Raw genomic sequence first — 11,526 nt, 5'->3', positions numbered from 1 at the left:
GCTAAGAAATATTCTTTCCGCGAATAAACATGTCATGCCGGGCGAAAAGCTCAGCAAATCAGGAGTGAGTGAGAATGCGGCCGTCAAAGGGGTGTCTGCGTAGCTCAATATCAATCGTCAAGGCGCGGCCTGAACATTTGCTGGCGATTCTCGAGCTCCTGGCTGCCGGGGCAGCGGGCGCAAGGGTGGGTCGCGACAGTCTTGATAAAGATGCCTATCGAGACAGCTTTGCGGCCATGCTGGCTGCACCTGAAATGGAAGTCTTTGTGGCGCTCGACGCTGAAGGCACGGTGCTGGGCACTTATCAGATCCACTTTCTGAAAGGGCTGGCCTACAACGGCCGGCCAAGGGCTGAAGTGGAGAGCGTGCACACCCGGGCGGACAGTCGAGGTATGGGTATTGGCGGGCAGATGATGGCGCATGCCGAAGAACTGGCCCGGGCCGCAAATGCCTGTATTCTGCAACTGACATCCAACAAGGTTCGCATTGACGCGCATCGGTTCTATGATCGATTGGGCTTTGAGCAAAGCCACCTTGGGTTCAAGAAGTTGCTTTAGAGAGCGATGACCTTTGACCTGGTCATTTCAGCTTGATCCATGTTTCGTTTTTACAGATCTTCAAAACGGCCCTGACGCATCCGGTGACTTCCATCTGGTCTGGAGAGAGGAGGCGAAGGGTTGCCGCTGCGCTGAAACCCCGCCGTGGGTCATAGATTCGCCCCCGCCACAGATTGCCGTGCGGCGCCAGCTGCCAAAGAACGGTGAGCCCGACGAGCTTGCGACTGCGCTTGGACGTGTCACGGTGGCGAATGTCGCGCGCGGTGTCCATCTTCTGGCCGTCGAGAGGACGAAAGCTGATGAGCTTGCCGCATGGGCTGCTGCCACAGGCAGTAATGTCGATCACAGCTTTATCTGGCGTTCGCCAGCGGCCGTCAATATTTGGCGCAGCGTTGACTGCTGAGGCGGCAGCGAAGGCGATCATACTGAGCGCCAAAAGCCCGAGGGGCTTGCTGAAGAGACTGCGGAGTTTCGCTGACAGCCTGCGTGCGGACGTATTCTGAAACGATCCGATCAAACACATGCCTCCTTTCTGGCAGGTGAAGGAGTTTTGAGGTGGCGACTGGAGGGGGATGTTACAATCCCCCTCCCGCGGATCAGGCCCGTGTAGGTCCAGGCGTCACGCTTATTTGATGCGGTTCCAGGTCTCGCCCTTGCAGATCAATCCACCGAGGACGCAGCCTTCCAGCTTCAGCTTGTTGGGTGAGGGCATCGTCATCACGCCCTTGTAGGTCTTGCCATCTTCGGCGTTGTAGACCTTGCCGGCCCATTCATCCGTCTTCTTTGTCGGCTTCATGGAATGAACGGTTAGAAGCCCGACAAGGGATTTGTCACGCTTGGTGGGGTCTGGATTGTGGACGTCATTGCGGGGATCCCGAACCCATATGATCTTACCGCAGAGCGAACTGCCGCAACTGGAGATGCGGATTTTGGAGGACCCGCTTGGCCGAACCCACTCACCGGCAGGGTCGGCAGCATAGCTGCTGGCGCCCCCCAAGCCCAACAGCAGGCCGGTGGCCAGGACGCTCAGTTGCACTGCTTTCTGCACGCGGGTGCCAAAAGATGCCGAGCTGGCATGTGTAATGAAGTGTTTGTCTGAAACAAGGGGCATGTCGATTTCCTCCCAGAAGCCTTCCCTTAACGGAAAGGTGAGCCTAGCGCTGCGTGGCAGTTTCCGAAAGCCGTCTCCTAAGGGAAGGTCGTCAGAATTTTTTGATGAGACTTCCCTGCAATTTCTCTCGGCCTTGTTCGGTGGTTATCGCTGCGGATTCTTTGAGAACACTATTCTTGGTAACCTAAGTGTTTATGCGGAGATTAGACTTTGAATCATTCGGCTTTGCCGACGTTGAAGGAATCCGACTTTCTTGTTTAACAAGAGATGAAGTTCAGTTTTCCTTAGTTTCTTGTTTGTCTCCCGTTAAGTTAAAATTTTAACGAGGCTTTTAACCGAGGTGCCGAAAGATAAGGTCAAGAAACGCGGCAGGAATTTTTCCGTTGCTTAGGTGCTTCGCGGCGTTTCAAGGAAGTAGCCAACAGGCGATTACTCAATGAGAAACACGGGAGAGCATCATGGCTCGTTTTGAAATTCATTCAGCAGATATGGCCATCATGGGCGAAACAAGCGCGACAGCCGACATCTTGTTCCAGATGGGACTGGACAGTGCTTGCGGTCGTCATGGCAGTGCCGATCTGGTCAGTGCCCACAAGTGGTTCAACATCGCAGCACTGAAGGGCAACTCGGATGCAGCCCGATATCGCAAGGAACTGTCCGGTGAAATGAGCCGGGAAGAAATTGCTGAAGCGCAGCGTGTTGCCCGCGAATGGCTGTCCACTCATTGAGGACAGCCCGCCAGACTGCCGGTACGACCAACACTGAGTATTTTTAAAAGCGGCGATGAATTCCATCGTCGCTTTTTTATTGGAGTTGATCATCGCGTTTAATCAGAGTCGCTGTTGATCCCTAAATAGTCGAGAGGGTTTCGCCCCATAAGATGACTATCTAAAACCGGTTTGTTCGATGGGCGGAGAAAGGGGCTGGACAACGGTTTTCGATACCCTTTTCTTGAAATGGCGGTCTCGCTCTGGAAGGTCATGATGGGTTTAAGTCCATCGGGTCGCACATGGAGGAAAAAGGGGAGCTAAAGCCCATGCCGCAATCTTGATTTCAGTGGCAACCTCGTGGTGGTTCGGGAACCAAGATTCGCGCCCTGAGTGATCATTTGAGACGGCCAGTCGCCTTTCACTTGAGCGGGACCAATGTCTCGGACTGTACTGGGACAAATGCAGTTTTGCCGCTTGCTGCGGCAAATGACGTACTAAATGGTCACAAAGGTCAGGATAGTGGGCGTATCCGCAGAACCTTGGAGGCGCGTGGTTCTATGCCCAACATCCCGCATCGCAAATCACTCAATTGGAAGAACTGTATTTCCCCATCCTTTTGCAAGGGCATGAACGTCACTGAGGGAAAGTTCTGCAGGATCAAGGATTCCGCAGGATCGTCACTCGTCAGGCCTGTCTGCTATTGGTTATGGACCCGAAGCCTAGACGCCCAATCGGTCCCGGAGGGCGTACCACCATGATCCGACCATCGAATAAGGTACCCGGAACATTCGGCCGCCGGGGAAGGGGAACCACGGGACATTTTCGAAGACGTCGAACCTGGATTTGTCGCCGTCGATGGCCTCCGACAGAATACGGCCGAAGGTGTGCGAACCGGTGACACCGTGGCCGCTGTAGCCATGGGCGAAATAGGTGTTGGCGCCGATCCGGCCCATCTGCGGGACGCGGCTGAACGATAGAGCGAAATTTCCGCTCCAGGCGTAATCAATCTTCGCGCCCTTCAGTTGCGGAAAGACATTCTCCATGTTGGGACGCAGCTTGGCCTTGATGTCGCTGGGATCCGTGCCGCCATAGACGAGCCCGCCGCCGAACAGCATGCGCTTGTCGGCTGACATGCGGTAGTAATCGAGAATGTAGCGTACATCTTCGACGCAGACATCTGTCGGCATCAGCTCGCGTGCGCGCTCTTCACCCAGCGGCTCGGTCGCCATGATCTGGGTCGATACCGGCATGACGCGGGCGGTCAGCGTGGGGACCACATGGCCGAGGTAGGCGTTGCCGCAGAGCACCAATGTCTTGCAGGTGATCGAGCCCTTGGCGGTCTTGACCAGAGGGCTCGGGACTTCCGTATCGACATGAACGACGGGGGAGTTTTCATAGATCAGCCCGCCGAGCTTTTCGAAAGCCGCTGCCTCGCCAAGCGCCAGGTTGAGCGGGTGCATGTGACCGCCGGAATGGTCGATGACGCCGCCGGCATAGACTTCGGAATTGACGTGTTTGCGGAGCTGCTCCTTGTCGAGCATTTCCTGGTTTTCGATGCCGTAGCTGGCCCAGAGGTTCAGCCGCTCTTCCAGCTCGCGCATATGCGCGCCAGTGTAGGCGGTGAAGACGTTGCCTTCCTTGAGATCGCACTGAATGTCATAGGTCTTGATGCGCTCGCGGATGATCTCTCCGCCTTCCTGCACCAGGCCGGCGACGAAGTTGGCGGTGTCTTCCCCGTAGCGCTTCCTGATGGTCTGAAGGCTGGCGTTCAGGCCATTGACCAGCTGTCCACCATTGCGGCCAGACGCGCCCCAGCCGACGCGCGCGGCTTCAATGATCGCGACTTTGTAACCTTTTTCCACGAGGTGCAAACCGGTTGACAGGCCACTGTATCCGGCGCCGACAATGCAGATGTCGATGCTGTGATCGCCCTTCAGGGACGGCCGGTCAGGGGACGGATTGGCACTTGCTGCGTAGTAGCTGCCGGTGTGCGCGGTATTGCCGTTCGTTGCAAAATCCTGAGAGCCCATCATACGACCTCTAGATAGGTGTCATATTCGAAATCGGTGACCTGGCGAGCAAACCGTTGCAATTCCTGCATCTTGCTTTCAACAAGCATGGTTTGAAGTCGCTTGGAATAGATGTTCTGCACCAGCGCGCCACGGCGAAACGCCTGAATTGCCGTCGCCCAGTCGAGCGGAAGGTGATCCAGCTTCATGCTGTAGGCGTCGCCACTGATCGGGGCTTCCGGCTCCATCTCTTTCTCGATGCCAAGGAGAGCACCACCCAGAATGCTGGATAGCACCAGATAGGGGTTGGCATCTGCGCCTGCAACGCGATGTTCGATCCGCCGCGCCTTGTTGCTGCCTCCTGGAATACGGATGGCAGCCGTGCGGTTTTCATAGCCCCAGGCAACGCTGGTCGGTGCATGCGCGCCAGGCAGGAGGCGGCGGTAGGAGTTTTCGTGCGGCGCGAATGTCAGAGTGTTTTCCTGCATGGTGGCAAGCAGACCGGCCACAGCGTTGAGCATCAGCGACGTGCCTTCGTCGCCGCCATTGTCGAACAGATTTTCACCGGCTTCATTGACCAGTGAAAAATGCACGTGAAAGCCACTGCCGGAGCGCTCACCGTAGGGCTTGGCCATAAAGGTTGCCGCAAGGCCATGTTTGCGGGCGATTCCGCGTACCAGACGCTTGAAAAGCACAGCATCATCTGCCGCTTTCAAGGCGTCGTTCACATGCATCATATTGATTTCGAACTGGCCGGCGCCGTTTTCTGAAATCGCGGCGTCAGCCGGAATGCCCTGTTCGGCACAGGCATCGTAGACGTCGTCGAGAAACTCGTCGAAATGCTGCAGCTCGTCCAGGGACAGGGCGCCGTCCGATCCAAGCCGCTTGTCGGTGATCGGCGAACGGGGCGGCTGTGGCTGTGTGCCACTCGGGTCGTAGAGATAGAACTCCAGTTCCGTCGCGACAACAGGGGTCAGTCCACGGGCCTTGAAGCGCTCGACAATCTGGGCAAGTGCGCGGCGCGGGTCGCCGGCAAACGGCGTGCCGTCTTCTTCACGCATCCACAACATGGCCAAGGCAGACGGCCGGTTGGTCCAATTGATCAGAACGATTGGTCGTCCTGTGAATTCGCAGATGCCGTCGGAATCGCCGGTTTCAAAAACCAGCTCGTTGCCCTCGATGTCCTCGCCCCAGATGTCGACATTGAGGATCGACAGTGGCATGCGCAGACCACCGCCAAGGATTTTTGCAGCCTGCTCCACCGGCAGGCGCTTGCCGCGCATCGTGCCATTGAGATCGCATACACATGCAAAAACGGTTTCAATTTCTGGCCGCTCAAGCAGCCAGCTGGTCAGACTATCTACGGACACTGTAAAGCCTCGTTTGGGTGCGCGAAAATGACTCAGCGCTTGCCATGACTTGTGATCGCTTTTTTGGGCGTGTCAATTTGTATTTCAGCTTGCGCACCAGCGTAAAGGGTCTCGGTCAATGGCGTTGCGTAAGGGTGATCCCCCTCGCGGTGCAAATCTGCCAGGCAAGATCAGCCTTTCGCCCTTTTGATATCTGGTCATGGGCGAAAGGCTGTTGGAGCATTCTGAAGTCAGACTTGGCTTGTTTTGGTGCTCATGATGCCACGCAATCGGCAAAATAGGCCAGCTGACCGTCGGGCCCGGTTTCCTGGACCAGCCCATGAATGTCTGTTTCAAAGCCGGGGCATTCGCGAGCGAACTCGCGGTTGAATTTCAGATACTCAACGATCTTTGTGTTGAAGACTTCGCCGGGGATCAACAGCGGGATGCCGGGTGGATACGGTGTCACCAGACTGGTGGTGATGCGGCCTTCCAGCTCGTCAATCGGCACGCGCTGGGTGGTGCGCTGGGCAATATGGGCAAAGGCATCACTGGGCTTCATCGCCGGCGTGTGATCGCTGAGATACATGTCGGTCGACAGGATAGCGACGTCATATTTGGCATAGAGCGTGTGGACGTGCTGGCAGAGATCGCGCAGGCCCATTCCTTCGTAGCGCGGATGCTTGGCGCAGAACTCCGGCATGGTCCGCCACATCGGTTGGTTCTTGGCGTAGTCATCCTTGAACTGCTGCAGGGCGGTCAGCAGCGTGTTCCAGCGGCCTTTGGTAATGCCGATGGTGAACATGATGAAGAAGCTGTAGAGCCCGGTCTTCTCGACCACAACGCCGTGTTCCGCCAGATATTTGGTGACGATCGAGGCGGGAATGCCAGTGTCCTCGAAGCGCCCGTCGAGGTTCAGGCCGGGGGTGATTAGGGTTGCCTTGATCGGGTCCAGCATGTTGAAGCCCGGCGCCATGTCGCCAAAGCCATGCCAGCTGTCAGTGCCGTCGGCTTTCTGCACGCCCTCTGCATCCGTCCGGCGCAGTACCCAGTCCTTGTTCTGACCGATGCCTTCGTCTTCCAGCTCTTCCGGCCCCCAGACCTGGAACCACCAGTCGTCATCGCCGAATTCTGCGTCGACCTTGCGCATCGCACGACGGAAATCGAGCGCCTCGGCGATGCTTTCCTCCACCAGAGCTGTGCCGCTGGGTGGTTCCATCATGGCAGCTGCGACATCGCAACTGGCAATGATGGAATATTGCGGACTGGTGCTGGTGTGCATCAGATAGGCTTCGTTGAAGAGGTGACGGTCCAGCTTGGTGTCCTGGCTGTCCTGCACCAGAACGTGGCTTGCCTGGCTGATGCCGGCCAGCAGCTTATGGATGGACTGGGTGGCGTAGGTGACCGAATGCATGGGCCGCGCTCGTTTCCGGCCCATGGCATGGTAGCTGCCGTAGAATGGGTGGAAGGCGGCATGCGGCAGCCACGCCTCGTCGAAATGCAGGTTCTCCACGTAGCCATCGAGCAGGTCCTTGATGGTCTCTGTGTTGTAGAGAACGCCGTCATAGGTCGACTGGGTCAGGGTCATGATGCGTGGCTTGACAGTGTCGGCATCAACGCCGTCAAGCAGCGGATTCGCTCTGATCTTGGCCTTGATGCTGTCGATTTCGAATTCGCTTTGCGGGATAGGCCCGATGATGCCGTGGTGATTGCGCGTCGGCTTCAGGAAGACCGGAACGGCCCCTGTCATGATGATCGAATGCAGGATCGACTTGTGGCAATTGCGGTCGACGACGACGACGTCACCCGGGGCAACCGTGTGGTGCCAGACCATCTTGTTGGAGGTCGAGGTGCCGTTGGTGACGAAGAAGCAGTGGTCGGCATTGAAGATGCGCGCGGCGTTGCGTTCCGAGGCGCCGATGGCCCCATTGTGGTCAAGCAACTGTCCAAGCTCTTCGACTGCGTTGCAGACGTCGGAGCGCAACATGTTTTCACCATAAAACTGGTGATACATCTGACCGATCGGGCTTTTCAGGAACGCCACACCGCCGGAATGACCGGGGCAGTGCCAAGAGTAGGACCCATCCTCGGCATAATCGAGCAGAGCTTTGAAGAACGGCGGCTGAATGCCCTCCAGATAGCTCTTGGCCTCGCGGATGATATGACGGGCCACGAACTCGGGCGTGTCCTCGAACATGTGTATGAAGCCGTGCAGCTCACGCAAAATGTCATTGGGCAGATGCCGGCTGGTCTTAGTTTCGCCATAGACATAGATCGGGACGTCGGCGTTCTTGCGGCGTACTTCCTGGATGAAGTTGCGCAGGTTGACGACCGCCGGATCCAGATCCGGACCGGGGCTGAATTCCTCGTCGTCGATCGACAGAACAAAGGCGCTGGCGCGCGACTGCTGTTGGGCGAATTGAGAGAGGTCGCCATAGCTTGTGGCGCCGAGAACTTCAAAGCCCTCGCTCTCGATGGCCTCGGCCATCGCACGAATACCCAGACCGGAAGCGTTCTCCGAGCGGAAGTCCTCGTCGATGATCACGATCGGAAAACGAAATTTCATGAAGCTCTCCTCGGGGAAACAACTGGACTGTTCGACGCTGCAAGACCAGGCCCATTCCGTGGCAGGTTAAGCGCGCATTGGTTTTGGATTAGTACAACCTTCTCACCATTAACCAGAGCGCAGTCAAGGCGTTCCCGCTAACCTACTCCCCCCAGGAGTTCGCTTCTATAAGTTAGCACTGTTCAGCTTTTGACCTTCTTATCACCGGTTAGCATATTGCCGTGGTGTCAGATCAGTTCGGCTGAAATGCCGGCGATAATGATTGATGTCGTTGTGCCATCCGGCCATGGAACGATGCATCGAAGCCATTCTGCTTTGGCTTGCCGTTGGGATGTCGTGTTACTCGACTTTACCGCCTTCTTGCCACCTCAGCATCGTGCAGGTGGTCAGCTCCGTCCCGTCGTCGCTGATCAGCATGTAAAGTTAACCTCGCATCACGACCAACTGCTCTAACTCGTGGGCAAAGTGGATGCCCAACAATGACATGTCGGCGACTGCCGCCAGACATTTCTCGACTGGGTTGGTGCTCGCAGATACAAACAAGAATGCATCGCCGCCATAGAACTGGCATACGTTGCCAGCATCTCCTGTAACGTGGATGCATCTATGATCTTCTCGGCCAGAAACTTCTTGGGTTTGGAGACCTCTGCCTCGAACACCCTTAAGCTTCTTCGCCTCTGACATTGCCATCTCTCAAAACTCGGCACGCACTTGTAAAAAGCCGCGTCGCTGACGCCGTGCTTGCGGCACAGTTCCCTTACGCCAAGACTCGCTTGATATTCCCGAAAAATACCTATGAACGCTTCAATGCTGAACGCTGCCCTCCATAGAGCAGCCAGGTCGATAGGTTGGTTGCCCGAAGTGGTCTGAGGACGAGACGCACCTTCAGCTCTACTGCTTTACCATTGCGAACCACCGTCCAACCAGCCAGCGCCGCGTCGGTAAAGCGCTTCTACTTCCGGCCCGACAAGTCCAGGCATATCGGTCTTTACTTTGTAGCCGAGTCCGGATTGCAAATAAGCCAGGTGACGGTAGCCTTCAGGGAAAGATGCGAGAAGATGCGGATCCAGTTTTGGAGTTTCATCAGGGGCAACGGGATCGAGCCGGTCCTTTTCATAAATTGGCTGGCGTAGCACCAAGCCCCATCTTCCGGAGCGCTTTTCGAAGAAATCGTAAAAGCGCCCTGTGCAAACGACATCGCATAACACGCCTTCAACCTTGGCGCGCTGGGCGATAGTCATCTTGGTTTGGGAGATGGCTCGTGCGCCTTTGAGGTCGATGGTGTTGCCCCCGAGAAAATGGAGAATACGAACGCCTTTCGCAAAGCCAGCTTTGCTCATGGCAATGAACTCATCGGCAGTTCCCTGGGTCCAAGTGGCTTGCATGATGCCATCGTCATGCCAAACAGTGCGAAACCGCTTCCAATCATTCGCATCTCGCCATACAGCCCAGCTTTCCACTAAGTCGCGGATGGTCAGACGGTCAAGGAGTTCAGGGGAAAAGGCGGCCGCCATTTGATTTTTCATCTGAGCCTCAGTGCCTTCGAAAGTGTCGCCTGTGGTCATGACTGTACCCTCTGGATGTAGTGGCCAAACGCTGCAAGTTGTGCGGAAATGACTTCGCGTGCAGCTTCGTCCGTCAAACGGCCCGAGGCTTCATCAACCTTGGTTTTTCCGAATGTGATGAATACTTCCGGTTTATTGAAAACATCGGCCTCCAAAAATACCAGGATCTGGCGAAGATGATATTGCATGCGGGCGCCGCCTAACATTCCTGCTGCCGCTGATTGCAGGGCGATGGGCTTTTGCTTGAACGGATGGTTGGGTAGGCGAGAAACCCAGTCGATGGCGTTTTTTAGAACGCCCGGGACAGAATAGTTATATTCTGGAGAAACGAAAATGATGGCGTCAGCTTCTTCGATCGCTGCCGCGAGTGCATCAACAGTGACCGGGAAACCATCATCATTTTGCAGATCTGCGTTATAGAGCGGAATATCGGCGATCGATGGCGCCTGAACAAGCGTCATATCTGCTGGAGCCAACTCCTGCAGTGTGTTGGCGACCATCTGATTGAGCGATCCCTTACGCAGGCTGCCGCAAATCGCCATGACCTTTAGCTTTTCTGTCATGATGTTCTCTCAAGTACTTGTATTATAATATGAAAATTGGCATAGCGCCTGAGCGAGGACCTGGGGCCTGCGCTCAGGCGCGGACCTATCTTTCATCGCTGGGGAATTCCGGCCTTTTCCCGCACAGCTTGCCAACGCGTGATTTCAGAGCCGATCTTCATCGTAAAGGCGTCGGGGGTGGTTGCCTTTACGATGAAGCCGCTTTCACCGAGCTTGTTGATCAATGACTCGCTCTCCAGAGCCTGGGCGACCGACTTGGCGATTTTCTCGACAAGTGCAACGTCGGCTCCCTTGGGCATAGCAAAGCCATACCATGTGGAGACGTCAAAACCTTCAACGCCAGCTTCGGAGACCGTCGCGAGATCAGGAAGTTGCGGATGACGCTTGGCGCTGGTCAGACCCAAGGCCTTTACGTCTCCGGCCTTTACCTGCCCAAGCATAGGGGCAAGCACCTCGATGAGGATATCGACTTCACCAGAGAGCACGGCAGCGAGAGCCTCAGGTGTCTTCTGGTAAGGTATGTGAACAATATCCAGCCCGGCAGATTCCGCCATCAGTGCACCGGTAAAATGCTGCGATGACCCCACGCCAACGGAGGCGAAGTTCAGTTCGCCTGGCTTTTCCAAGGCAAGTGCCACCAACTCCTCAAAGGTATTGGCTTCGAAATCGGGCCGTGCAACCACGATCAATGGCATTGAGGCAACCTCAGAAATTCCTTGGAAGTCATTGGCTGCGTCATATGGAAGATTTGCGTACATCGCACCCGCTACCGTATGACCGTTGGCCATCATGTACAGCGTGTAGCCGTCAGGCTTTGCATTGGCGACAGCATCTGCTCCCATAGTGCCGCCTGCACCGGGGCGATTTTCAACCACGACCGGTTGGCCAATGACTTCTGATAACGGTTCGACAACGATACGCGATAGCGTGTCAGTGCCGCCACCTGCGCCATAGGCGACGATGACGCTGACTGGCCGCGTCGGCCAATCGTTGGCGGCGACTGCCGGCGCTGTCATGAGAAGGCCGCCAATGGCGGCGCCTACCAAGTTAATCTTGTTCATGATGCTTCCTCCTTGATGTTCCCTTCGGACGGCCT

Annotated in this window: 11 protein-coding genes; 2 read left to right on the top strand and 9 right to left on the bottom strand. The window is 56.2% G+C overall.

All coding sequences use genetic code 11. The annotated features are described in order from the left end of the window. Nucleotides 1-74 precede the first annotated feature (74 nt). On the top strand, nt 75-557 hold the full coding sequence (locus tag J0X15_RS05720) for a GNAT family N-acetyltransferase (protein WP_206938851.1): 483 nt from the start codon (nt 75-77) through the stop codon (nt 555-557). A gap of 22 nt (nt 558-579) precedes the next feature. On the opposite strand, the gene J0X15_RS05715 is transcribed toward J0X15_RS05720, so the two are convergent. Together J0X15_RS05715 and J0X15_RS05710 are read right to left on the bottom strand one after the other, a co-directional pair. Further along, nucleotides 580-981, bottom strand: a complete 402-nt coding sequence (locus tag J0X15_RS05715; RefSeq protein WP_209015105.1) for a DUF2147 domain-containing protein — start codon at nt 979-981, stop codon at nt 580-582. A 201-nt stretch (nt 982-1,182) separates the two neighbouring features. Beyond that, nucleotides 1,183-1,668, bottom strand: a complete 486-nt coding sequence (locus tag J0X15_RS05710) for a DUF2147 domain-containing protein (RefSeq protein WP_206938848.1) — start codon at nt 1,666-1,668, stop codon at nt 1,183-1,185. A gap of 458 nt (nt 1,669-2,126) precedes the next feature. Between J0X15_RS05710 and J0X15_RS05705 the strand changes: the two genes are divergently transcribed. Further along, nucleotides 2,127-2,396: a sel1 repeat family protein gene (locus J0X15_RS05705; protein WP_209015104.1), complete on the top strand. Its 270-nt coding sequence runs from the start codon at nt 2,127-2,129 to the stop codon at nt 2,394-2,396. A 701-nt stretch (nt 2,397-3,097) separates the two neighbouring features. Here J0X15_RS05705 and J0X15_RS05700 read toward each other — a convergent pair. The 7 genes from J0X15_RS05700 to J0X15_RS05675 form a co-directional block, all read right to left on the bottom strand. Continuing rightward, on the bottom strand, nt 3,098-4,411 hold the full coding sequence (locus J0X15_RS05700) for an NAD(P)/FAD-dependent oxidoreductase (protein ID WP_209015103.1): 1,314 nt from the start codon (nt 4,409-4,411) through the stop codon (nt 3,098-3,100). Beyond that, a complete protein-coding gene (locus J0X15_RS05695; RefSeq protein ID WP_206938847.1) occupies nt 4,408-5,757 on the bottom strand; it encodes a glutamine synthetase family protein in 1,350 nt (449 codons plus the stop codon). The genes J0X15_RS05700 and J0X15_RS05695 overlap by 4 nt, the downstream gene beginning before the upstream one ends. A gap of 253 nt (nt 5,758-6,010) precedes the next feature. Continuing rightward, nucleotides 6,011-8,302 carry an arginine/lysine/ornithine decarboxylase gene (locus tag J0X15_RS05690; RefSeq protein WP_206938846.1) on the bottom strand — a complete coding sequence of 764 codons (2,292 nt, stop codon included), beginning with the start codon at nt 8,300-8,302 and terminating at the stop codon, nt 6,011-6,013. Between the two features lie 449 nt (nt 8,303-8,751). Further along, nucleotides 8,752-9,111, bottom strand: a complete 360-nt coding sequence (locus tag J0X15_RS20410; protein ID WP_408015331.1) for a hypothetical protein — start codon at nt 9,109-9,111, stop codon at nt 8,752-8,754. A gap of 90 nt (nt 9,112-9,201) precedes the next feature. Further along, nucleotides 9,202-9,816 (bottom strand): nuclear transport factor 2 family protein, encoded by a 615-nt coding sequence (locus J0X15_RS05685; RefSeq protein ID WP_206939293.1) that lies wholly within the window; start codon nt 9,814-9,816, stop codon nt 9,202-9,204. A 47-nt stretch (nt 9,817-9,863) separates the two neighbouring features. Continuing rightward, nucleotides 9,864-10,430 (bottom strand): NADPH-dependent FMN reductase, encoded by a 567-nt coding sequence (locus J0X15_RS05680; RefSeq protein WP_206938845.1) that lies wholly within the window; start codon nt 10,428-10,430, stop codon nt 9,864-9,866. A 92-nt stretch (nt 10,431-10,522) separates the two neighbouring features. Continuing rightward, nucleotides 10,523-11,491 carry a Bug family tripartite tricarboxylate transporter substrate binding protein gene (locus J0X15_RS05675; protein ID WP_206938844.1) on the bottom strand — a complete coding sequence of 323 codons (969 nt, stop codon included), beginning with the start codon at nt 11,489-11,491 and terminating at the stop codon, nt 10,523-10,525. Nucleotides 11,492-11,526 lie beyond the last annotated feature (35 nt).

The organism is Roseibium limicola, from assembly GCF_017313085.1.
In the GTDB taxonomy this organism is placed as follows: Bacteria; Pseudomonadota; Alphaproteobacteria; order Rhizobiales; family Stappiaceae; genus Roseibium; species Roseibium limicola.
Note: the sequence above shows the minus strand (reverse complement) of the source record. Positions and strands in the feature narration are given on the sequence as shown.